Raw genomic sequence first — 22,880 nt, forward strand, 5'->3', positions numbered from 1 at the left:
GGCCAGGAACTTCTTGAGTTTTCTCTATCTCGTCAGTGCTCTCTTTTGGCTCAAATGAAAGATCAACACAACCTAGTCTGAGTCGAAATGACCATAAAGTAAGGTTTGAATCAAAAAAGGGATCCACTGCAGTGGATCCCTACTTAACTTAACGACTTGAATGTCAGCGTAAGGACTCTGGGAACTAGAAAGCAAACACAGCCCGCAAGACACCCACGCCGATGGTTGGATCGGTATCCCCAGACTTGCTAGGCCCACCATTGGGATTGCTCACAAAGTAGGCTGCCGGGGTAAGGGTGAGGTACTCGTTCACCGGGAAGCTGTAGTAAACATCCACGATGAAAGGACGGCTGTCAAAAACTCCCTCCTCGGTGCTGACAATCGGTTGGCCAAACACCACACCGCCCTGAGCACCCTCAATGAAGAGATCCGGGAAAGCAAAGCCAAACAGGAACCCGTTGAAATCTTCATCACCCGGATCAATGGTGCCAGCCGGTACCACGTTGGGCAAGTTGTAATCCACATTGCCAGCAGTAAACCAGCCGGATACGGTAATTCGAGGGCTAAGCTCCCAGTTGGCTGCCACCGAGAAAGCATTGACACGGGCAGAAACATCTACCCTCGTCCTCCGCAGAGGGCCACGGAAAAGGGCTGTACCGTTGGCCAAGAACTCAGGGCCATCGTTTGCCTTCTGCAGATAGGTACTGGCAAACTGCAGGTAGATCTCCAGGTTTTCGTTCGGCAGGAAGCCCAGCTCCACCGCGTGGGCACTGTCGCTACCGGTTATACCGCTGTCGCCGAAGCCGTTGCCCAAGGCTTGAGCGTTCCTGGTGCTGTAGCTGTAGGCCAAGCGTAGTTGATCCGAGAGTCGGTAGCGGAAGCCAAACAGAGCTCCACCTGGCACGTCCGCCGTGGAGTTGGGAGCATCAGCAAAGTCGGAGAGAGCTTCGAAGGGTGTGCTGTAGTTGAATACATCGAACACACCTGAGCCAACGATACCCGTGTAGATGGTAGCTGCTCGGTTGAAAGCTGGGAATTGGTAGATCAGCTTGGCCAGGGTGAAAGTGCCGCCGCCACGGCCGCCAAACTCAAGGCCGGGATCCCCATCAAAGAACTCAGTCACAGCATCGCGAGCTTGGAGACGAATGCGCAGGCGATCGCGACCCACAAAAGAAGCATCGAAGTTCAAGCGTACCCGATAGGGAAGAGTCATGTTGGCTTGGTTTTGCTCTGCTACTACCTTCCCATCAACAACTCTGTCTTCCGTGAGAGCGCTGCCTACAACAGCGGCGATGACTTGGGCATTCAACTTGGTAACCGGGTTGAAGACCTTCCCTTTCAAATCAGTAACATCGGCTTCCAGGGCATCCACCCGCCCGCGCAGGGCTGCCAGCTCAGCAGCAAATTCCTCTTGCAAGCGCTGCAGAGTGGCCAAGTCTTCCTTGGAGACTTTGTCGGCCAAACCGGCTGCAATCAACTCATTGATGCGATCCAAGCAGGCGTTCATACCGGCGGCAAACTCAAAGCGAGTCATAGCCCGGTTGCCGCGGAAGGTGCGGTCAGGGTAGCCGGCAATACAACCGTAGCGCTCCACCAAGGATTGCAGGGCTTGGAAGGCCCAGTCGGTGGGCTGCACATCCGAAAGCTCAGAGATGGAGGTGACCGGCCCGGTAGCTTGGGCATAAGCCACTCCAGGGGTCAGGATCGCTGCTGCACCCAGAGTGCCGGCCAGCAGCGTTTTCCAGTAGTTCGCGTGTTTCGCGGGCATGTTTCTCTCCTTGTTCTTTTCCTCACACCTTTTTGGCTGTAGGGATGTCTTCTAGAGGTAACCAATTGCCTAACTCAAGAACAAGTCTGGCAACTGCGGACTTCGGTGAAGACATGATGTGGAGATTATGATACAGCCGAAGTCCACATCCTCTTGCTGTCCGGTCTGCCCTACAGTTAATGCGGTGTCCCCACATCTGTGGCCAAGACATGGGTATCTGTTCCCGCCATTCTCACACCTACACCGAGCCTGTGGCAAAGACCTGGGCAGATCTCACGCAGTGCGCTTTTTGTAGCCCATGGCCTCGTCTTAAGCTCAACCTCAAGCTCTTCAATGCCAGCATCCTTATCCCCACAGAGGAGTTGATTATTCTTATTCAATGAAGGGATCCACCGTAGTGGATCCCTGCCTGGCAATTTGGCTGTAAGCGTGAGGAGCTAGGAACTAGAAAGTAAACACAGCTCGCAGAGCACCCACGCCAATTGTCGGGTCGTTGTCTCCAGGTCTGCCCCCATTAGGATTGCTCACAAAGTAAGCAGCAGGCGTCAGGGTGATGTACTCGTTCACCGGGAAGCTGTAGTAAATATCCACAACGAAGGGGCGAGTATCCCACACTCCGTCGTTGTCTGTGGTCACGATTGGCTGCCCAAATACAATCCCGCCTTTGGCACCCTCCACAAAGAGGTCAGGGAAAACAAAGCCAAAGAGGAAACCATTAAAGTCTTCCTCACCCGGATCCACAGTACCAGCCGGTACCACATTGGGCAGGTTGTAATCCACATTGCCAGCCGTAAACCAGCCAGACAAGGTAATGCGAGGGCTGATCTCCCAGTTGGCTGCGAACGTAAAAGCATTCACCCGTGCAGAGACATCTACCCGAGTTCTTCTTACCGGTCCACGGAAGAGACTTTTACCCGTGGCCAGGAAGGTGGGGCCGTCGTTCGCCTGCTGCAGGTAGGTGGAAGCAAATTGGAGGTAGAACTCCAGACCCTTTGTCGGCAAGAAGCCCAGCTCAACGACGTGGGCGCTATCATCACCTGTCAAGCCACTGTCGCCAAAGCCTCTCCCCAAGGCTTGCCCTCTTCTGGTGCTGTAGGCGTAGGCTAAACGAAACTGGTCGCTCAAACGGTAGCGAAAACCAAATAGGGTTCCGCTGGGCACATCTGCCGTAGAGTTGGGAGCATCGGCAAAGTCCGACAGGGCATCAAAGGGCGTGCTGTACTGCAGAACGCTCGACACTCCCGTACCCGTAATGCCCGTGTAGATAGTAGCAGCGCGGTCGAAAGCAGGGAATTGATAAACCAGCTGGGCAAGGGTGAAGGTACCACCCGCACCCCCCTGGAAGCCAACGCCTGGGTCACCCTCAAAGAAGGTAGTAACCGCATCGCGAGCTTGTAGGCGGATACGCAAGCGATCCCGGCCAACAAAGGAGGCATCGAAGTTCAGGCGTACCCGATAGGGAAGAGTCATGTTTGCCTGATTTTGCTCGGCTACCACTCTTCCTTGTACGACCCGGTCTTCTGTAAGAGCGCTACCAAGAATTGCGGTAATGACCTGAGCGTTAAGCTTGGTAACTGGGTTGAAGATCTTCCCTTTCAGATCGTTAATCTCAGCCTCTGCCGCATCCATCCGTCCACGCAGGGCCGCCAGCTCGGCAGCAAATTCTTCTTGCAAGCGCTGCAGCGTGGCCAAGTCTTCCTTGGAGACTTTATCGGCCAGACCAGCTGCAATCAACTCGTTGATGCGATCCAAGCAGGCGTTCATGCCAGCGGCAAACTCAAAGCGGGTCATGGCCCGGTTGCCGCGGAAGGTGCGGTCGGGGTAGCCGGCAATACAGCCGTAGCGCTCTACCAGGGATTGCAGCGCTTGGAAAGCCCAGTCGGTGGGCTGCACATCCGAAAGTTCAGAGATGGAGGTGACAGGCCCTGTAGCTTGGGCATAAGCCACTCCAGGGGTCAAGACCGCCGCTGCGCCCAGGGTGCCAGCCAGCAGCGTTTTCCAGTAGTTCGCGTGTTTCGCGGGCATGTTTCTCTCCTTGTTCTTTTCCTCACACCTTTTTGGCTGTAGGGATGTCCTCATAGAAGCGACAAACTGCCTACCTCAACAACGAGCCTGGCAATCGCGGACTCTGGGAAGACATGACACAGCCGAAGTCCACATCGTCTACCACTTTACACACTTTCTGCGCGAGACTCAATGCGAGACCCAACTGCGGTAGATGATCGAGGCTCGATATCCACTACTCTACCTCAGGGATCCGGCTCTGGCTAGCGGGTGTATCTCAAACTGAGACAGAGCTCTCAAGCTGCAAGCTCCGGTGGGGATGGGCGGTACCGGACTCGAACCAGTGACATCCTGCTTGTAAGGCAGGCGCTCTACCGCTGAGCTAACCGCCCCCGAGGGATCCCAGTCCACCGAGTTTAGCATTCCCAAGGGACTATTTCCCCATGCCCAGGCTTTGCGCCTTCTGGTACACCTTCCCCTCTGTGAGCAGGGAAGGGGCAATGCAGATCTCCACCTGCTGCATTTCTCGAAGATTGGCAGCCCCCAAGGTGGCCATGCTGGTGCGCAGGGCGCCCAAGAGGTTGTGGGTACCGTCGTCCAGGCGGGCGGGGCCGCGCAAGATTTCTTCCAAGGTGCCGGTGGATCCCACGCGGATGCGGGTGCCGCGGGGCAAGATGGGGCTGGGGGTGGCCATGCCCCAGTGAAAGCCGCGACCGGGGGCTTCATGGGCGCGGGCCAAGGGGGATCCGATCATCACTGCATCGGCTCCACAAGCGATGGCCTTGCAAATGTCGCCACCGGTCACCAATCCCCCATCGGCAATGATGGGAACGTAGGCGCCGGTTTCCGCCAAAAACTGCTCCCGTGCAGCGGCACAGTCGGCGATGGCCGTAGCCTGCGGCACTCCCACCCCCAACACGCCTCGGGAAGTACAGGCAGCGCCAGGGCCGATCCCCACCAAGACACCGGCAGCTCCGGCCTGCATCAGCTCCAGAGCGACATCGTAGGTAACGCAGTTGCCCACCACAACAGGAATGGGCATCGACCGGCAAAATTGGGCCAGATCCAGCAGTTCCATGCCTTCGGGAACCTTGTGGTGAACGGAAACCACCGTGGCCTGAACGAAAAACAGATCCCCCCCGGCTTCAGCCACCAGGGGGCCGTATTGGGCGGCGTGGGCGGGCACACTGCTGGCTGCTGCAATGGCGCCACCGGCCTTGATTTGGCGGATGCGCTCTTGAATCAGATCCGGCTTTACAGGTTCGCTGTAGAGGCGCTGCATCAGAGGCACAAACTCGTCTTTGCCCACCGACGCGATCTGAGCCAAAACCTCATCGGGATCAGCATAGCGGGTTTGGATCCCATCCAGGTTCAGCACCCCGAAGGCCCCCAGCTCCGAGAGCAAAATGGCCATTCGCACATCCACCACGCCGTCCATAGCGCTGGCGATGATGGGGATTTGCCGTTGGATCCCTCCCAGAGTGAAGTGGGTGTCCACCAGGCTGGGATCCAGCGTTCGCCTGCCCGGAGCCAGAGCGATCTCATCCAGCCCATAAGCTCGTCTCGCCTGCCGATTGCGGCCCAGTTGCACGTCCATTGTTCCCCTGTTCTGCGGATCCTTGTTCTTATCATGCCGCCAAGGGGGGATCCAAGGCCAGCGAGAGTCTTGTTCTCTTGGCTGCGATCCCGGAGCGGGTCTCAATCAGCCTCAGAGGTTCGAGGGGGCAAGGGCGTGAAAATGTGCCCTTCTTGCAGGTTGCCGAAACTGCGGCAGCGCTCGGATCCCCAGCGGAACCCGTAGAGGGCGATGTAAGCACACATCAAGGCATCCACTTGATCTTCGTAGTTTTTGAGCCGACGGCTCTTGAGGGATCCCACCTCCACTTGGAGCAACGCTTCGTGGCCCCGGAGAGCTGGGTCAGCGGCGGCTAGAGAGTGCAGATGATGCTGGTAAAGCCGCCAGGCTTGTTGCCGTTCTGGCCAGGTGCGTCGGGGGCGAGCCTTGTATTTCAGGGTGCGGCTGAGGCCGAAGAGACTGACCAAGGCGCTGTGGGGGAAGACCTCGGTCACTTGGCGGGTAAGCTTTCCTCGCTCGATGTTGGCCTGCTCCCCAAAACCATAGCGCGAGAGAGCCTGCACCAGGGCTTCTCCTCTCACTTGGCCGTTCTTTGCCAGTAACCGGCGGTTGGCCGGGTGGGCCCCGGCTGCGTAGGCGCGAAACACCCGGTTCAGTTCGGCCTCGGCCCGTCGCTGTCCGCTGAGGTTGGGGACGCGCAGGGGGGCATCCACCGCCACCAAGCAGGGATCTTCGCCCGCCTGAGCTTGAATATAGTCCAGGATCTCCTCATCCGTTTGGAGAATGCGGCTATCGACCAGATGGCCTGTCAAGTTCTGCCTGCCGGGATCCCCGAACTGGACTCGCAGCGTGGCCAGACCGGAAGGGTTGCGGGTTGACCAGGCCAGATCCAGGCCAATGCAGATCAACTGAGCCACACCGCCTTCCCCTTCTCTTCAAGTTGGACAGAATCAGAGTCGTTATCAAAAAACCAGTTTGAGGCAGTTCCCGATTGCATGGCTCTAGCGCCCTCACCCCCAGACCCTCTCCCTCTGAGAAAAGGGGTTAGGGATCAGCATCACAAACAGTTTCGCTGCTGTCTCACGGTCGTTGGGAATGATCCCGCCGGATTGCCTGCGTCTTGATGAAAATCCACAAGAAAAGGGATCCTACCAGGGGATCCCCAGAGATTCATCCAAGATGCTCAGCCCGGAAGCGGAGTGCCCCCAAACTCTTCGGTGAGCCTAAGGGATCCGCCTCCCTGTGGCAATCAACAGATCAGTAGTCGTAGTCACTCATGCCGCTGCCGCTGCTTGCCGGCGTGTTGGTTTTGGGCTCGGGCTTGTCCACCACGATTGCTTCGGTGGTCAGCACCATCCCCGCAATGGAAGCGGCGTTTTGCAGGGCGGAACGGGTAACCTTGGCCGGGTCTACAATGCCCGCTTCGAACATATCCACGAAGGCGTCGTTCTGGGCATCGTAGCCGGTGTTGAAGGGCTTGTCTTTCACCCGCTCCAGCACAATGGAGCCGTTTTGGCCGGCGTTCTCAGCAATGCGGCGCAGCGGAGCACCCAGAGCGCGGGCGACCAGGTTGGCCCCCACCAGTTCATCGCCGGACAGGTTGGCTTGCGCCCACTCGGTTACCACTGGGATCAGGTGTGCCAAGGTGGTACCGCCGCCGGGAACGATCCCTTCTTCTACCGCCGCTTTGGTGGCGTTGATGGCATCTTCCAGGCGCAACTTGCGGTCTTTCATCTCGGTTTCAGTGGCCGCGCCCACTTTGATCACTGCCACACCGCCGGAGAGCTTGGCCAGGCGCTCTTGCAGTTTTTCTTTGTCGTAGGTGGAGTCGGTTTCCTCAATTTGACGGCGAATTTGCTCGCAACGAGCTTTCACGGCCGCTTCGTTGCCTTCCGCCACGATGGTGGTATTGTCTTTGGTTACCGTGACGCGACGGGCAGTGCCGAAGGAATCGAGGCGAGCGTTCTCCAGCTTCAGGCCGCGCTCTTCGCTGATTACCTCACCACCGGTCAGGATGGCAATGTCTTCCAACATAGCCTTGCGGCGATCCCCGAAGCCAGGGGCTTTTACCGCCACCACGCTCAGCACACCCCGCAGCTTGTTCACCACCAGGGTAGCCAGCGCTTCTTTCTCGATGTCTTCGGCGATGATCAGCAGGGGACGACCGGCGCGAGCCACTTGCTCCAAAACCGGTACCAGGTCTTGAACCAGGGTGATCTTCTTGTCGGTGATGAGGATGTAGGGGTTTTCCAGAACCGCCTCCATCCGCTCGGTGTCGGTGACGAAGTAAGGGGAGATGTAGCCCTTGTCGAAGCGCATCCCTTCCGTCACTTCCAGCTCGGTGGTCATGGACTTGCCTTCTTCCAGGGAGATCACCCCCTCGCGGCCCACTTTGTCCATGGCCTCGGCAATCATACGGCCCACTTCTTCATCGTTACCGGCGGAAATGGCCGCCACCTGGGCAATGGCTTTGGAATCTTCGACCGGGCGGGCATGTTCGGCGATTTTGTCTACCAAAAACTTCACCGCCTTGTCGATCCCCCGCTTTAGGGCAATCGGGTTGGCGCCGGCAGCCACGTTTTTCAGACCTTCTTTCACCATGGCGTGAGCCAAGACCGTGGCCGTGGTGGTGCCATCCCCAGCCGTGTCATTGGTCTTGGAAGCCGCCTGCCGGATCAAGGAAACGCCTGTGTTCTCAATGTGGTCTTCCAGCTCGATTTCTTTGGCAATGGTTACCCCGTCGTTGATGATTTGGGGGGCGCCAAACTTCTTCTCCAGCACGACGTTGCGCCCTTTGGGACCCAGGGTAACGGCTACGGCTTCTGCCAAAATATCCATGCCGTGCTCTAGAGCGCGGCGGGCTTCTTCACTGAAGATGATTGATTTGGCCATAGTCAACCTCTCCGATGCAAATGCAGGTAAGGGTGAAACAGAGTCTCAAGGATTCAATCGTTCGTTGAACTGCTGCTGAATCACTGACCATTACTGAACAATGGCGAGAATGTCCCGCTCGGCCAACAGCACATATTCATCGCTGCCCAGCTTGACTTCGGTTCCGGCATACTTGGAGTAGAGCACTTTGTCGCCGGCTTTCAGTTCCATCGGGATCAGCTTGCCCTCGTCGTTGCGCTTGCCAGGGCCAACAGCAACCACTTCCCCCACCTGGGGCTTTTCCTTGGCAGTGTCCGGCAAGAAGATCCCACCTGCGGTTTTCTCGTCCTGCTGAGCGATTTTGACCAGCACGCGGTCGCCCAGCGGCTTCAGGGTAGAGACGTTAAGAGCCACTGCAGCCATGACGAATGTCCTCCGTGATCCTAACGAATTTCCATTAATTCCGCTTCCCGAGGGGAAGCGACTTAGCACTCTCGACTTACGAGTGCTAGTTTATCAGCCAACTTTCTGGCCTGACAATAGCCTTTGTCAGCGGGATCCCGCTTTTGGCAGGTGCGGTCGGGGTGCGGATCCCCCTACTTTGGGGTCTGCTGTGGGATCATGACCTGAGTTGGGCTTGGTTGAGAAGGTGTGGATCCCGTTGTTTCAGGTGGATGCGTTTACGGCAGTGCCTTTTGCAGGTAACCCCGCGGCGGTGTGTTTGCTGCCTCAGGAGCTGCCGCAGGCGCTGATGCAGGCCATTGCCGCAGAGAACAATTTGTCGGAGACGGCTTTTTTACTTCCCCAGGGATCCCAGGGCGAGGTTCCCCACTATGGGCTGCGCTGGTTTACGCCGACGACGGAGGTGGATCTCTGTGGCCACGCCACCTTGGCTGGTGCCCATGTGCTGTTCACCGAGGTGCATCCTGAGGCGGAGAGGGTAGCCTTTTCCACCCGCAGTGGCCTGTTGCAGGTGCGGCGGCAGGGGGATCGCCTGGCCATGGATTTTCCTGCTCGCAGTCCGGAACCTTGGCCAGAAGCCAAAGAGCAAGTAGCAGCAGCTTTAGGGATCCCACCCGTGGAGCTATACCGGGGGGACATGGGGGTAGCGGTGCTGGCTTCGGCGGAACAAGTGCAGCAGGTGCAGCCGGATCTGGTTCAGGTTCAAGCGCTCCCCGTTCCGGGGTTGATCGTCACAGCCTCTGGGGCGGATCTAGAGGATGGGCCGGATTTCGTCTGCCGCGTTTTCGCTCCTCGGCTGGGGATCCCGGAAGATCCAGTGACGGGATCCGCCCAGTGTCTTTTGATGCCCTATTGGGCCAAACGCCTGGGTCGCTCTGAGTTACAGGCCCACCAGCTATCCAGCCGCGGCGGGGAGCTCTGGTGTCGCGATCTCGGCTCTCGCGTGGAGATTGCCGGGCAGGCTGTGCAGGTGATCAGAGGAGAGCTGAGGCTACCTTAGAACCCTACCGAACAAAAAACACCTCGGATACCTCCGAGGTGCAGGCCAGGAAAGAGCTTGAGCTAGCCGAGGATTTCGGCGGCTTGAATGAGCTCCACCTGCTTTTTCTTCAGCACCAACAGCACCTGGGTAATGGTAATGGCTGCCAGGAAGGCCACCAGCCATTTCACCCGATCCGGGCTTTGCAGCACCAGATCCCGCTCCACCTGGCCAAAGCCGCCCACATTGGGATTGTTGGTGACGGGATCCCCTTCTTTGACGCTGTCTCCAACAGCAACCACCAGTTCCGGCCCAGGCGGCACCACCAGGTTTTGGATCCCACTTTCGGTCTCGAAGCTGAGAACTCTCGTGCCCGGCAGCTCGTATTCCGGGGGCACCAGGCTGGCCAATTCAGCCGGCAGATCGCTGATATCGGAGTTGAGGGTGGCGATGTTGACTAGACGCCCGGTGGCCGGAGCGCGGAAAACGTTGTTGTTGCTGAGGCTGCCGTCGGGGTTAAGCTGACCGCGACCTCGGTTGGCCCCGATGTAAACGCGATACTTCATGAAGGCCACCGAGGGATCCTCTTTCGGGTCAGGGGCCACCACCGGGAAGACGATTTCTTGATGCTGCTCGCCCGGCAAAGGCCCGACCAAGAGGATATTGGGCTTCGCGTCGCTGTAGGGGGTGATGTAGGTCTCGGCGGTTTCCTGCCGCTGTTCCTCGGTCATTTCGGCTTCGGTGGCCAGGCGGAAGCCCTCCGGCAAGACCACCACCGCACCCACGTTCAACCCACCCTTGCTGCCGTCTGACAGCACCTGCTGTTTGCTCAGGTCATAGGGGATCCCAACTTTGATGGTGAACACCTGGCCGGGGGTGACGGCCTGCGGCACCTCGGCGCGAGTGGGCATGGCGTTCAGGTGGCAGTTGGCACAGACAATTTTTCCAGTCGCCTCGCGGGGGTTGTCGTAGGCCATCTGGGCATAGTAGGGGTAGGCTGCCGCCGGACGTGCCCCCATCCCCAGCAACAGCAGCAGCGCGCAGAAGACCAAGCCAATTCGCTTCATAACTCTCAGCTCAGAATGGATTTCAATCACAGGTTTAGGACACAGTCTTGGAACAGCCATCTCGACGACTTGCCCCAAATCGTTCGGCAAAAGCCGGCACAGCCAGCGGGATCCCTTGCCCTTTAGGTTTCCCGGAAATCGGGGCCTTGCCAAGGGCTGAAGCGGACGTTGTCGCCATCCACAGTGGCGCTCACCAGCTCCAGCGAGCGGGGAGCCGGTCCCCGGATCACCTTGCCATTGGCCGCGTACTGGGATCCGTGGCAAGGGCACTTAAACAAGTTTTCCCCCACATTCCAGGGCACCACGCAGCCAAGGTGGGTGCAAACCGCGTTGAGGCCGTAGTTGGCCACCGCCCCGTTGTCGATCACGATGTAGGTGGGATCCCCCTTCAAACCTTGGGCCAGCACCCGATCCGTAGCGGCATGGGTGGCCAACAGTTCACTGACGCTGATGGGCTTGCCGAGGGCGTCCTGAGCTATGAGGCCCTCACCTCCTCCACCGGCAGAGGGCGGAATAAAGTACTTCACCACCGGGTAGAGGGCGCCCACCACCACGACTCCCACAGAGCCGCTGAGCAGGGCATTGAGAAGAACCCGCCGGCTCATGGGGGGCGCTTCAAAGTTGCTAACCGCTTCCGTCATAATGGCAAATGCAAACCTGAGAAGTTTTAACGTTCGTTGACAAGCGACATCATCCTAACCGACCCCTCTGGCCAATATCGTTAAGAAATGCAACGCTGGAAGAGGCCGTAGCCTTTCTTCCCAAGGTGAGCGGCCCACCCGGCAAGGTTGGAGCCAGATCCAAGCCAGCCTCAGACAAGTCTGATGAAGGGATCCGACTTTCAAGCTTTGTTGCGCGAGAAGTGGGGCTATTCCTACGACGTGCAGCTGCGCCGTATCCAGCAGAAGGTGGTGCTGCTGGTGATGTGGCGCTACCTGGAGCAGCCCTCCTTCCCCTTGAGCGAGGCGGAGTATCTGGCCCACTTGGAGAGAGTGCTGGCCCATTTGCAGGCTTGGGGGGTGTGGGAATCGGTGCGCCGGGAGATCGAGTCCACCCGTCAGAGACCTCGTATGGGCAAGGCGGTGGCCATTCCTCTGGATTTGCAGAAGGTGGGGGAGCGGGTCTCGGAGTGGTTGCTGTGAGTTCTCCTGGGGAGAAAGAAGTCCAAGCAAACCTAAGCGCTGGATTCGCCGGCTGGCCAAGAAACTCGAATCTGTCTCGGCCTAAACGGTAGACCGGGAGTTTGCCCAAAGGCCATGCCCTTTCTAGAGCGGACGCTGCTGGCGCACTTGTTCGGTTTCGGGGCGATCCTGCTGAGCTTTGGATTCCAAAAGCTGGCGGAACACCGGATCGTCCAGACGGTAGTCCCGCTGCTCGATCAAATCCCGGTCGGTTGAGTAAATGGTGTCCGACTCTTGCACAACTTCTTGACGGCGGAAGCGGCGGGCAAAGTTGAGTTTGCGCAGCAGCGCCTCTGTGGGATGCTGCAGATGCTCTCGCCAAAGCTGCCGGACACGATTGCGGCGCTCCACTCCCTGGTTACGGATTTGCAAGGCTAGCCAGCGAACGGCGGGCACCGCCAAAAACAGCGTGCCGTAGAGGAAGAGGAAGCCGATCAACGGGTAGATGAAGGCCAAAAAAGCATTGCTGCCGGCTGCCGCTGCCACCTCCTCCCGTGCCCCATAGAGAATGGCGGCCAGAAAGAAATTGAGAACTCCCAAGCCTCCTGCCAGGGTCAGTTGACCAGGCGTGGCCCGGCTGAACACCCAAGGTTTCTCCTGCAACACCTCAGGGATCCCCTTGGGCTTGCGCTCTGAGGCGGCCACCTGCAGCTCTGGGAAGCGGTAGACAATGTCCCCATCCTCGCTGACCTCCGGCTGGCCGTCGAACTTGAGCAAAATGGGCAGCATGTAATCTTCGTATTCCAAGGCCGGGGATCCCGGCTCCACATCCAGGTAGGGCAACACCTGTTCCGCTGCGATCACCCCCCCATTGGCACGAATCAGTTGGCCAATGAGGGCATAGCGCTCCTCCTCCAGGTTGGCATTGGGATCCCCGTCCCCAAAGAGGAAGCTGTACACCGCTTCCAGGAAGTTCAGCTCGGATTTTTGCGGCTGGCGGGGGCGCGTCCGACCGGAGTAGCTCCCATAGTAGGGGTAAGGATCCCAGAAGGGGTTGCCGATCCAAAGGTTGGGGAAGTAATAAAACCCTATCCCCCGCGATCGGCTGCGATTGTCCTGCTCGCGGCTACTGGCCATCTGCAAGGCAATCAACGCTAGGACAATCAAGACAATCGACACCACCAGCAGGATGCCGAAGGAGATGCGCAGCCCATAGAGGAAGCCCCCCCACAGTTTGCGCCGCAGGGCCGCCAGCTGATCCTGCTGCTCCTTGCGCTTGAGAATGCTGCGAAAATCCGGCGGGAAAACATAGGTAATCTCCCCCTGCCGGGAAACCTGGAGATGCCCCTCCGCCTTTTGGGCCAAATTCAGCAGCTCTTGTTTGGCCTCGTGTAGAGCCAAGCCCGTGCTGGATGCAATATCTCCCAGCGTGACCCGCAGGCCCAACTGCTCCACTGCATCCATCACCAATGTTTGTGTAGCCACTTTAAACCTCCGCTTTCCGCCCCCATTGTCGAGGAGCCTTTGGGATCCCTAGGACGCAGATCCGCTCCCCTGAGCTAGACCTAGCGTCTCCTCTATTCCCAGTATCTCCCCTTAACCCCGCAGCGACGAGAATCGTTGTAGATCTCACTTCCAGAACGGTTGTACCCGCCTCTAGGGCAGCCAAGCCATCACGGCCAGCAGGGTCGAGAGGATCCCGATCAACACCCAGATGAGGGGCTTAGTGTCCAACGGGGGATCCGCTGCCCGGCGGCTGAGGGGATCCCCAGATCTTGGGGAAGGGCCTTTGCGTTGGGAGCGCCCATAGGCCAAGCGGTACTCTGGGGGATCAGTTTCCTCCAGCCGGCTGAGATCGGGAATTTCGCTCAACCACTCCGCCGAACGTCGCAGACGAGGGGCTTGCCAGATGCCCAAGACATAGCGAGCCTGCTGGGCGACTTCTGGATCTGGGTTGCGCAGCAAGGTTTGAACCAACAGGATGGCCTCCTGCGTTTCGCCAAGGGCCTCTTGGGCCAGGGCCTGCCAGAGCCGTAGCTTACCCGACTGCGGATAGCGGCTTTGGGCCTGCCTAACCTGCTCTAGCGCCTGCCGATATTGTCCTCGCTCGAACCTCGACTGGATCAGGGCCAAGTGCTGAGACAATCTCAAGTCTTCGGGAAGCGTCATGCTCAGGATCCGCAGGTTAGCTAGACCGCCGGGAAGCCCCGTCCTCTATGCATCAGCATGAGTGCGGGAGTAGGTCACGTCAGCTTCTGTTCTACCCCAAACCCCACCAGCAACAGCTCCTGCAAAGGCTGACCCTGAGGGGGACGCTGGTAGGTGAGGATCTGCCGCAGGCGCAGGCGCGGATTCAGTAGAGTGATGGTATCTACGGCAACCACACGAGTGTAGGTGGTGGTCATCACCAGTTGCAGGGATCCGGGATCAAACCGGAAAGTCGCCACCATCGGGCGATCTTCCTCATAGGCCCGATCCCGCAGGTAGTCTCCCTGCAGCCCCAAGGGGGTTTCCTGCCGAGGGACGAACAGCATGTTCAGCTCTTGCCCGGCCTCCTCACCCTTTTCGGAAACCGTCTCAAAAGCCAAGTGAAAGCCCAGAAAACCATCCACGTTGTGGTTGGGGTAGTTGTTGTCGGCGAGCACCTTGTGCTTGAGCTCAGGGGTGAGGGTGCGAATGGTGAACTCGGTGCGGGAGCGCTCCACCTCGCCACGGTCTAGGTAATGGTAGGTGCGCTCTGTGCGCCAAGCTCCAATGCAGCAGTTGAAAAAGTGGTGAAATTGCTGGATAGCGTTCATGCGGGCGGGAGCGGACAGAGTCAGAGATCAGCGCTGGACGGGAAACCCTGCTTTCGATCCTAAAACGAATCGAAAACAACCAGGAATCCAAATCCTGAATGCCAACGATTGAGTTCTACCGTGGGATCCCCTTCCTCACGGGCTTTTGGCCACCCGGATCCCTTGGAGCTGCCCCAACAACTCCAGGGCTCGCTGGAGCTGGATGTCCTCGGGCCCGGCCAAGGTTTCCGCCGTCAGAGGAAGGGATCCCTCCGCCACCACCACATCGGGCTGGATCCCCTGGCGATGAATGTCGTGGCCGCTGGGGGTGAGGTACTTGGCCGTGGTCACCGCCAGCCCCGAGCCATCCGCCAGCTCCAGCAGGGATTGAATCAGACCCTTGCCAAAGGTGCGCGTTCCTACCAGTTGGGCTCGCCCACTATCCTGAAGTGCCCCGGCCAACACTTCACTGGCACTGGCGCTGCCCTGATTTACCAAGACCACCAGCGGCGCCTCTGTGAGCACCTCGCCGGTGGCGGGAATGCTGTCTTGAATGCCGTGGCGATCCGTCACCAGCACAATGTCACCCTTGGGGATCCAGAAGCGGGCGATCTCAATGGCCGCCTGCAAGAGTCCCCCCGGATTGTTGCGCAAATCGAGAATGTAGCCCCGCACCCCTTGAGCTTCTGCGGCCCGAATGGCTTGGCGGACTTGAGCGGCAGCATTGCCGTTGAACTGGCTGAGGCGAATGTAGGCCACCGATCCCTGAGGCAGCTCAAAAAAACGGGTGCGCACGGGGTTGATGGTGATCGATTGGCGTACCAGCTCCACCTCCCAAATGCGATCCTGCCGCCTCAGCTTCAAAGTAACCGGCGTGCCGCTGCGCCCCCGCATCCGCTCGGCCACTTCGTCCAGGCTCAGCCCCGCCACCGGCACCCGATCCACCGCCAAAATCTCATCCTGGGGTTGGATCCCGGCCTGCTCGGCAGGAGTGCCTTCCATGGGGGCAATCACCCGCACCGCCCCCTGCTCATCGATGGCAATCTGCAAGCCGACACCGCTCAGCTCGCCGGCTGTGGAGGTCTGCAGGCTGAGGTAGTGCTCTTTATCCAGAAAGCGAGTAAAGGGATCCCCCAGAGTGGCCAACATCTCCTCAATGGCCTGATAGGTCTGCTTGCGCTCCTTTAAGGGCCGGGAGAGAAACCGTTGCCGCACCTGCCACCAGTTTTGCCCGTTAAACCCCGGATCCACATAGGCCCGATCCACATAGGCCCAAGCCTGCGCCAGCAGTTGCTGCTCTTCTCCCCAGCGGCTGGCCTGCCCTGGACAGGCGCCAATGCCCAAACTCGCCCAGAGCAAACACCCAAGCAAGACAATGCGGATCCCCCACCCTCTCCAGCGGATCCCTGTGTATCTCGGCTTCTGCACAACCATCGATCCCAAAAAACATTAAGAAACATGAACAAAACGCAATATCGAAAACTTGCCTGGCCTCCTGGGATCGAGATCTTCGTCCCCAAGCTGAGCCCGACGCCAGGATGGTGTTAAAAGATTGTGTTACATTGCTGAGTAGAGTGGGCTTGCCCCGCCCTCGAGATCCAATTTCAAGAATTGCAGGCATTATGAGCAAAGTTTACGACTGGTTGGACGAGCGGCTGGAGATTACGCCTTTCGTCGACGACGCAACAGGGAAATTCATTCCGCCTCACGTTAACATCTTCTACTGCCTCGGCGGGGTGACGCTGGTGTGCTTCTTAATTCAGTTTGCCACCGGCTTCGCCATGACGTTTTACTATCGTCCGACGGTGGCTGAGGCCTTTGAATCGGTGAACTACATCATGACCCAGGTGAACTTCGGCTGGCTGTTGCGCTCCATCCACCGTTGGAGCGCCTCCATGATGGTGCTGATGATGATCCTACACACCTTCCGGGTCTATCTGACAGGGGGATTCAAAAAGCCCCGTGAGCTGACCTGGGTAACCGGCGTGATCTTGGCGGTGCTGACCGTCTCCTTTGGCGTTACCGGCTACTCCCTGCCCTGGGATCAGGTGGGCTACTGGGCAGTCAAGATCGTCTCAGGTGTGCCCAGTGCCATTCCGGTGGTGGGCGACTTGTTGGTGCAACTGATCCGGGGTGGCGAAGCAGTGGGTCAAGCTACCCTGACTCGCTTCTACAGCTTGCACACTTTCGTGCTACCCTGGCTGACCGCAGTCTTTATGACCATGCACTTTTTGATGATCCGCCGCCAAGGCATTTCTGGGCCTTTGTGAGCAAGGTTTGACTCCCAGACGCCTTTGACTTTCCTGGTAACTGGGATCTTTACCTGCCACTTTTTCAGAACTTTTGTCCCTAGATAAGGAGAACTCCCATGGCCGTCTCAAAACAGGTGATAGCGACCGAGGCCATTACCCGCAAGGTTGATCTAGACAACCCCAAAGTTGTAGCCAAGCTGAAGAAAAACATGGGCCACATGACCTATGGTGAGCCCGCTTGGCCCAACGATTTGCTCTTTATGTTTCCAGTGGTGATCCTGGGCACTATTGGAGTGATTGTCGGCCTGTCAGTCATGGATCCGGCAGGTGTAGGGGAGCCGGCGGATCCCTTTGCTACGCCTCTGGAAATTCTGCCGGAATGGTATCTCTACCCCGCCTTCCACATCCTGCGGATTGCTCCCAACAAGCTGTTGGGAATTGCTCTGATGTCTGCCATTCCTGTCGGTCTCTTGTTTGTGCCCTTCATCGAAAACGTCAACAAGTTCCAAAACCCCTTGCGCCGCCCAGTGGCGACAACGGTGTTCCTGATCGGCACCTTGGTCACCCTCTACCTGGGCATAGGTGCCACCTTGCCCTTGGATAAGTGGGTCACCTTGGGCTTGTTCTAAAAGAACATCTGGGACTGCAGCTTGGTGGGTTGCTCGCTCGAGAGTGCAGCAGGTCGGTGGCCGGGCTGCACTTTCTCTTTTGGAGAGCTTTTTAGAGGAGTTGTCTGCAAACCTGTGTGCCAAGGGATGGGCCAGCCCGCCGAAGTGGTAGTATCTCTACGCCCTCGTTTTCAGCTTGACTGCCCATGAGCACTTCTTCTTCAACTGCTCGAACCTATCGGATCACAGCCCTTGCCGGAGATGGCATCGGCCCCGAAATCATGCGGGTGGGACGAGCCGTTTTGGATGCAGTTGCCCGGCAGATGGGATTTGCTCTTCAGTGGCAAGAGGGCCTGATCGGCGGGGCCGCCTACGACCAGACTGGGGATCCCTTGCCGGCAGAAACCCTGAAAATGGCTCAAGAGAGCGATGCCGTTTATCTGGCTGCTGTCGGCGACTTCAAGTATGACGCTCTGCCTCCTGAGAAACGCCCGGAGCGGGCCTTGTTGGGCTTGAGGGCGGGGCTGGGGCTGTTTGCCAACTTGCGCCCGGTAAAAGTCTTCCCTCAACTGGTGGGGGCTTCCTCCCTGAAGCCAGAGGTGATCTCGGGGATCGACCTGGTGGTAGTGCGGGAGCTGACGGGGGGCATTTACTTCGGCCAACCTAAGGGAATCTTCACGGATGCCCAAGGATCTCGGCGCGGCGTGAACACCATGGTCTATAGCGAAGCTGAGGTGGATCGGATTGCCCGAGTTGCCTTTGAGCTGGCCCGCAAACGCCGGCGCAAGCTCTGCTCGGTGGACAAAGCCAACGTTCTCGAGGTGTCGCAACTGTGGCGGGAGCGGGTCAATGTCATTGCGGCTGAGTACCCGGAGGTGGAACTTTCCCACCTGTACATCGACAATGCCGCCATGCAGTTGGTGCGCTGGCCCAAGCAGTTCGACGTCATCCTCACGGGCAATCTCTTCGGCGATATCCTCTCCGATGAAGCGGCCATGCTGACCGGCTCTATTGGTATGCTGCCCTCTGCCTCTCTGGGATCCTCTGGCCCCGGCCTATACGAGCCGGTACATGGGTCGGCTCCCGACATTGCCGGACAAGACAAAGCCAACCCCATTGCCCAGGTGCTCTCCGGCGCCCTGATGCTGCGTTACTCCTTGGATCAGCCACAAGCTGCCGACCGCATCGAACAGGCGGTAGAAGCCGTTTTGGCGCAAGGGTACCGCACCCCAGACCTCTACTCTGAGGGAATGACTTTAGTGGGTTGCCAGGAAATGGGAGAAAAGTTGGTGGCAGCCCTGTCCCAGCAGCAGGCGCAATAGCCTTTTTCGGGGCCACAGGCTACAGCCAAGGCAGACGTGCGGCGATTTCCAAGCAATTTCCAATTGTGGGGATCCTTGGAGCTACGCCCAACCGGCCTCAGGGAGAAGGTCAACCTCTTCAGTCGCTTCAACCGTCTCTTCCGGTCGAGGTGTGGCTTCTTGGCAGCGCTCCATGGCTTGAAGAAGCAGGGCTTCCCCTTCCTGCACCGTCTCAATGCGACAGAGGAGAGCACGGAATTGAGAGGCTCCGGCAAAGTCTTTGATGTACCAAGTCATGTGCTTGCGGGCCTGACGGATGCCACGTTCTCCCTTGTACTCCCAGAGACCGCGCAGATGCTCTAAGGCCATTTGAATCCGCTCCAGGGGAGTGGGGGCCGGTCTTTCTTGACCGGTTTTCAGGAAGTGATCGATTTCCCCCACCAGAAAGGGATAGCCCATGGTGCCGCGGGAGCACATCACCCCATCGGCTCCGGTTTCCTCCAAACACTTCACCGCTGCGGCTGTCGAGAAAATATCCCCATTGGCGATGACGGGAATGCGCAGGTGCTGTTTGACGCGGCGGATCCAGTCCCAGCGGGCTTTGCCGTTGAAGCCTTGGGCGCGTGTTCGGGCATGCAGGGTGAGCAGTTGCGCCCCTGCCTCCTGCAGACGGTGGGCAAAATCCAAAATGTTGATCTCCTGATCTGACCAGCCCAGGCGCGTTTTCACGGTTACGGGCACCTCCACTGCGTTGGCCACCGCCTCCACAATTCGCGCTGCCGTGTCGGGATCGCGAAGCAGAGAAGAGCCGCCGCCGTTTTTGGTAATCTTGTTCACCGGGCAGCCCATGTTGATGTCCACCAAGGTCGCCCCTTCGTCCACAGCCATGCGGGCTGCTTCCGCCAGAAAGTCGGGCCGACAATCAAACAGTTGGATGCCAATAGGCTGCTCCCCCTCGCCAACCTCCATGATGCGGGGCAACTGGCGGGCATAGCGCAAGCCGGTCGCGCTGACCATTTCCGTGTAAACCAAGCTGTGGGGGGCAAAACGGCGCACCAGCCCTCGAAAGACTTGGTCGGTTACCCCTGACAGCGGCGCCTGAAAAACGCGGCTCAAAACTTTTACCCCGCCGATATTGAGGGGCTGGGACAAGCGGGCTTGGAGTTCCGGCGAAAGCTGCAGGCCCATCGGGATCCGGAGAAAGCTATCCCTCTTTGTTGACAAAGTAAAGAAGACCCATGATGCGCGCTCGTTTGATCGCGGCAGTGAGCTCCCGCTGCTGTTTGGCGGTCAGGCCGGTGATGCGGCGGGGCAAGATCTTGCCTCGCTCGGTAACAAATTTCTTGAGCAGCTCCACATCGGTGTACCTAATGGGCTCTCCCGGCTTAATGGGAGACAGGCGGCGGCGAGCGTAAACCATAGGTCAGGAGAACGGCGAAACGGCTTGAACTACTTAATCTCTTTGTGGACGGTGTGGCGGTTGCAGTGGGGGCAGAATTTCTTCAGCTCCAAGCGGGCTGTTGTGTTACGGCGGTTTTTGGTGGTGGTATAGCGGTTCACACCTGGAGAACGTTTGTTGACGTTGGTGCGGCACTCGGTGCACTCCAGGGTGATGATGATGCGGGCACCCTTTGCTTTGGCCATGACGGATCCCAAGACGAAGGTAAACGGCAATGAGGAAACTGCAATCCCAGATCCTGAGGCTGGAGATGGGGGTTTACCTCGATAAGCGCGATCACCAATTATCCAACTTTTCCTTGACGGAATCAACCCAAGTTTTCACTTGCTTGCCCGTTTGTTGCCGTAGGCTACGGGCGTTGCGATCCACATCTTTGCTCAGGCGCTGCAACTGCTTGGACAGATCCCGCACGGTGTCATTGCGCTGGGCTTGGCGCAGCAGGTCGCGAGCAGCCGATTTGACGTCGTCAGCAGCGTCCCCCTCTAGGATGTCCTGCAAAAACCGCAAGACTTTTTCATCCAGGTGATAGCCCCGCTCCGCTTCCACCACTAGGGTACGTCCGGCGCGGTCGTGAATGGTTTGGCGTTTTTCCTTGTCGAAGACGGCAAACAGCCCATCCGCAGCCAGAGGCACCAGCAGGGCCTCCGTGAGCACAAAGAGGGAGAGCACCCCCTCTCGAGCCAGAGAACGAACCAGGTGCGGCGAGGCTTCGGTCTCGGGATCCAGGGTTTTGATGTTCAGCAGCCATTTGCCGAGGCTTTGGCCCTCAGGGCGGGACTGGAAATAGCCGCGGTTCACCAGCCAGGTGGCGAAGAAGGCGATATAGCCGACCATGTCCACTGCGCTTGCATCGGATCCCACCAGAGCAGCCAAGCCTTGGGCTAGGTAGGAGATCCCCAGCCCCAGCCCAAAGTCGAGGGCAAAGGCCCCTATCCGTTTACTCCAGGGAGCCAATTTCGGCAGGGTTTCCCCCTCAGCAGCCGTTTGCGGGACTGGCCGCTCGGCTTGAACCGGGGGCAGAGAGGTGGCAGGAGGCAAAGCGCTGAAGGCTCGCCATTCGTTGGCAGTTTGATCCAGTTGTTCGGTTTTGGGCCGCTCTGGAAATGGGGGACGTTCGGGGTAGGGTCTGGGATCCGTCATTGCCGGTTGAGACAGTCAGTTCTACCATTCTAGCGAGGCAAGCCCACACCCACCGGCAGAGGGGACGGGCTGCGACGGGGGATCTCGTAGGTCAGCCGATCGCGGGCCAGCAGGGTATTGGGAAAAATGGCCTGAGCTTCTGCCAGCAGGTCTTCCAAGGTAATGGGGGCCTCTGGGGTGTAGCGGGGGCTGAAGTGGGTGAGGATCAAAGCTTGGGCCTTGGCTTCGGCGGCCACTTGGGCGGCCATGGCGGCGGTGGAATGCTTAGAGCGGCGGGCCAGCTCCAAGTCAGCCTGAGCGTAGGTAGCCTCGTGGATGACCAGATCCGCAGCCCGGGAGAGATCAACAGCATTGCGGCAGAAAATCGTGTCGGTGCAGTAGGAGAATTTGCGGCCCGGAATGGGATCCCCGACATAATCCCGTCCGTGAAAGCAGCGGCCCTGCCAGATGATGGATTGGCCGGCCTTGAGCTGCCCATACAGAGGGCCAAAGGGGATCCCATCGGCTTGGGCTTTGGCCACATTAAAGCTGCCTGGCCGATCCTGTTCCACCACGCGGTAGCCGAAGGCGGGCACCCGGTGATCCAAGGGCGCGCAGAAGACGGAGTATTCCGGCTCTTGCAGGATGAGGCCGGTTTCGACGGTGTGAACGCGGAAGCCGTAGGGGATGCGCGTCTCGCTGTAGCGCAACACGGCCTTCAGGTACTCTTCCAGGCCCGGCGGGCCGTAGATATCGATGTGCTCAGGGGTGCTGCCCAAGCCACAGGAGGCCAACAGCCCCGGCAGGCCGTAGATGTGATCCCCGTGCATGTGGGTGATGAAAATGCGGCGCAACTGGCTGGGGCGCAGCTCGTCTAGGCGCAGCAACTGGTGCTGGGTGCCCTCGCCACAATCGAACAGCCACCATTCCGACCGCTGGGGAAACTGCACCGCCACCCCAGAGACATTGCGCTGGCGGGTGGGCATGCCGGAGCTGGTGCCCAAAAAGGTGATCCGAATGGCATTGGGATCTGTCACAGGGGCAAGACCTCAAGGATTGGGATCCCTAGCTTACCAACTGCTCTCGCTGGCCGAGAAAAAACCCTTGATAGGATGGGGAGTAGAACGTACCCTTGAGCCTTCTTGTCATGATCACCCTGACCGACAGCGCCATCCAAGAGTTGAAGCGCCTGCGCAGCAAGTACGAAAAAGAGGGATCCCAGCCCATCCTGCGTCTAGGGGTCAAGCCGAGCGGCTGCTCTGGCCTCTCTTACGTAATGAACTTCGAGTCTCGGGCCAACCCTGACGATCATACCTTCGACTTTGGGGATATCCAGGTGGCGGTGGATCCCTTGAGTATGACCTTGATCAGCGGCACCACCGTCGACTTTTCCGAGGATCTGCTGGGGGGCGGTTTCCGCTTCAGGAACCCCAATGCAATAGCTAGCTGTGGGTGTGGCACCTCCTTTGCCACTGCTGAGACTGCTGCTGTCGTTGGTCACTAAAGTCTCAATCGC

At 58.7% G+C, this 22,880-nt stretch carries 23 protein-coding genes and 1 tRNA gene; 6 read left to right on the top strand and 18 right to left on the bottom strand.

Features of this window, described 5'->3' with window-relative positions; genetic code table 11:
* Positions 1-184: 184 nt before the first annotated feature.
* From NW816_RS04235 to groES, 7 genes are all read right to left on the bottom strand, one after another.
* Positions 185-1,768 (bottom strand): iron uptake porin, encoded by a 1,584-nt coding sequence (locus NW816_RS04235; protein WP_414408348.1) that lies wholly within the window; start codon positions 1,766-1,768, stop codon positions 185-187.
* Positions 1,769-2,212: 444 nt separating this feature from the next.
* On the bottom strand, positions 2,213-3,793 hold the full coding sequence (locus NW816_RS04240; protein WP_414408349.1) for an iron uptake porin: 1,581 nt from the start codon (positions 3,791-3,793) through the stop codon (positions 2,213-2,215).
* 299 nt (positions 3,794-4,092) lie between these two features.
* Positions 4,093-4,164 (bottom strand) — tRNA-Val (locus NW816_RS04245).
* A 41-nt stretch (positions 4,165-4,205) separates the two neighbouring features.
* A complete protein-coding gene (locus NW816_RS04250; protein ID WP_414408350.1) occupies positions 4,206-5,369 on the bottom strand; it encodes a GuaB3 family IMP dehydrogenase-related protein in 1,164 nt (387 codons plus the stop codon).
* A gap of 101 nt (positions 5,370-5,470) precedes the next feature.
* The gene (locus NW816_RS04255; RefSeq protein WP_414408351.1) at positions 5,471-6,265 is read right to left on the bottom strand and encodes a DUF429 domain-containing protein; all 795 of its coding nucleotides are present in this window, start codon (positions 6,263-6,265) and stop codon (positions 5,471-5,473) included.
* A gap of 340 nt (positions 6,266-6,605) precedes the next feature.
* Positions 6,606-8,240, bottom strand: a complete 1,635-nt coding sequence (gene groL, locus NW816_RS04260; protein ID WP_011433224.1) for a chaperonin GroEL — start codon at positions 8,238-8,240, stop codon at positions 6,606-6,608.
* A gap of 90 nt (positions 8,241-8,330) precedes the next feature.
* Complete coding sequence (gene groES / locus NW816_RS04265; protein ID WP_011433225.1) at positions 8,331-8,642, bottom strand: co-chaperone GroES; 312 nt, start codon at positions 8,640-8,642, stop codon at positions 8,331-8,333.
* A gap of 226 nt (positions 8,643-8,868) precedes the next feature.
* Here groES and NW816_RS04270 point away from each other — a divergent pair, with 226 nt between their 5' ends.
* Complete coding sequence (locus tag NW816_RS04270) at positions 8,869-9,681, top strand: PhzF family phenazine biosynthesis protein (protein ID WP_414408418.1); 813 nt, start codon at positions 8,869-8,871, stop codon at positions 9,679-9,681.
* A 62-nt stretch (positions 9,682-9,743) separates the two neighbouring features.
* Here NW816_RS04270 and NW816_RS04275 read toward each other — a convergent pair whose 3' ends face one another.
* Together NW816_RS04275 and NW816_RS04280 are read right to left on the bottom strand one after the other, a co-directional pair.
* Positions 9,744-10,727 (bottom strand): apocytochrome f, encoded by a 984-nt coding sequence (locus NW816_RS04275; protein WP_414408352.1) that lies wholly within the window; start codon positions 10,725-10,727, stop codon positions 9,744-9,746.
* A gap of 122 nt (positions 10,728-10,849) precedes the next feature.
* Positions 10,850-11,368, bottom strand: a complete 519-nt coding sequence (locus NW816_RS04280; RefSeq protein WP_011433228.1) for a cytochrome b6-f complex iron-sulfur subunit — start codon at positions 11,366-11,368, stop codon at positions 10,850-10,852.
* Positions 11,369-11,551: 183 nt separating this feature from the next.
* On the opposite strand from NW816_RS04280, the gene NW816_RS04285 reads away from it, so the two are divergent.
* Entirely contained in the window at positions 11,552-11,869 is a 318-nt protein-coding gene (locus NW816_RS04285) for a DUF3067 family protein (protein ID WP_414408353.1), read from the top strand.
* A 123-nt stretch (positions 11,870-11,992) separates the two neighbouring features.
* Here NW816_RS04285 and NW816_RS04290 read toward each other — a convergent pair whose 3' ends face one another.
* The 4 genes from NW816_RS04290 to NW816_RS04305 all read right to left on the bottom strand — a co-directional run bounded on the left by NW816_RS04290 (position 11,993) and on the right by NW816_RS04305 (position 16,059).
* Positions 11,993-13,333, bottom strand: coding sequence for a hypothetical protein (locus NW816_RS04290; protein WP_414408354.1), 1,341 nt, complete (start codon positions 13,331-13,333; stop codon positions 11,993-11,995).
* A gap of 171 nt (positions 13,334-13,504) precedes the next feature.
* On the bottom strand, positions 13,505-14,017 hold the full coding sequence (locus NW816_RS04295; RefSeq protein WP_414408355.1) for a tetratricopeptide repeat protein: 513 nt from the start codon (positions 14,015-14,017) through the stop codon (positions 13,505-13,507).
* A 74-nt stretch (positions 14,018-14,091) separates the two neighbouring features.
* A complete protein-coding gene (locus tag NW816_RS04300) occupies positions 14,092-14,646 on the bottom strand; it encodes a phycobiliprotein lyase (protein ID WP_414356093.1) in 555 nt (184 codons plus the stop codon).
* Positions 14,647-14,781: 135 nt separating this feature from the next.
* Positions 14,782-16,059: a S41 family peptidase gene (locus NW816_RS04305; protein ID WP_414408356.1), complete on the bottom strand. Its 1,278-nt coding sequence runs from the start codon at positions 16,057-16,059 to the stop codon at positions 14,782-14,784.
* Positions 16,060-16,247: 188 nt separating this feature from the next.
* Here NW816_RS04305 and petB point away from each other — a divergent pair, with 188 nt between their 5' ends.
* From petB to leuB, 3 genes are all read left to right on the top strand, one after another.
* Positions 16,248-16,895 (top strand): cytochrome b6, encoded by a 648-nt coding sequence (gene petB, locus NW816_RS04310; RefSeq protein ID WP_041436518.1) that lies wholly within the window; start codon positions 16,248-16,250, stop codon positions 16,893-16,895.
* 98 nt (positions 16,896-16,993) lie between these two features.
* The gene (gene petD, locus NW816_RS04315; RefSeq protein WP_011433236.1) at positions 16,994-17,506 is read left to right on the top strand and encodes a cytochrome b6-f complex subunit IV; all 513 of its coding nucleotides are present in this window, start codon (positions 16,994-16,996) and stop codon (positions 17,504-17,506) included.
* Positions 17,507-17,691: 185 nt separating this feature from the next.
* A complete protein-coding gene (gene leuB, locus NW816_RS04320) occupies positions 17,692-18,807 on the top strand; it encodes a 3-isopropylmalate dehydrogenase (RefSeq protein WP_414399133.1) in 1,116 nt (371 codons plus the stop codon).
* Between the two features lie 81 nt (positions 18,808-18,888).
* Here the strand turns inward: leuB and dusB are convergent, their stop codons facing one another.
* The 5 genes from dusB to NW816_RS04345 form a co-directional block, all read right to left on the bottom strand.
* The gene (gene dusB / locus NW816_RS04325; protein WP_414408357.1) at positions 18,889-19,974 is read right to left on the bottom strand and encodes a tRNA dihydrouridine synthase DusB; all 1,086 of its coding nucleotides are present in this window, start codon (positions 19,972-19,974) and stop codon (positions 18,889-18,891) included.
* A gap of 16 nt (positions 19,975-19,990) precedes the next feature.
* Positions 19,991-20,206 (bottom strand): 30S ribosomal protein S18, encoded by a 216-nt coding sequence (rpsR, locus tag NW816_RS04330; RefSeq protein ID WP_011433239.1) that lies wholly within the window; start codon positions 20,204-20,206, stop codon positions 19,991-19,993.
* 29 nt (positions 20,207-20,235) lie between these two features.
* Complete coding sequence (rpmG, locus tag NW816_RS04335) at positions 20,236-20,430, bottom strand: 50S ribosomal protein L33 (RefSeq protein ID WP_011433240.1); 195 nt, start codon at positions 20,428-20,430, stop codon at positions 20,236-20,238.
* Positions 20,431-20,521: 91 nt separating this feature from the next.
* On the bottom strand, positions 20,522-21,385 hold the full coding sequence (locus NW816_RS04340) for an RDD family protein (protein WP_414408358.1): 864 nt from the start codon (positions 21,383-21,385) through the stop codon (positions 20,522-20,524).
* Positions 21,386-21,414: 29 nt separating this feature from the next.
* Positions 21,415-22,383, bottom strand: a complete 969-nt coding sequence (locus NW816_RS04345) for a ribonuclease Z (protein ID WP_041437346.1) — start codon at positions 22,381-22,383, stop codon at positions 21,415-21,417.
* Positions 22,384-22,496: 113 nt separating this feature from the next.
* On the opposite strand from NW816_RS04345, the gene NW816_RS04350 reads away from it, so the two are divergent.
* Positions 22,497-22,868 (top strand): HesB/IscA family protein, encoded by a 372-nt coding sequence (locus tag NW816_RS04350; RefSeq protein ID WP_414356101.1) that lies wholly within the window; start codon positions 22,497-22,499, stop codon positions 22,866-22,868.
* Positions 22,869-22,880: the final 12 nt, after the last annotated feature.

Origin of the sequence: Synechococcus sp. W55.1 (assembly GCF_047461655.1) — a bacterium.
Taxonomy (GTDB): domain Bacteria; phylum Cyanobacteriota; class Cyanobacteriia; order Thermostichales; family Thermostichaceae; genus Thermostichus.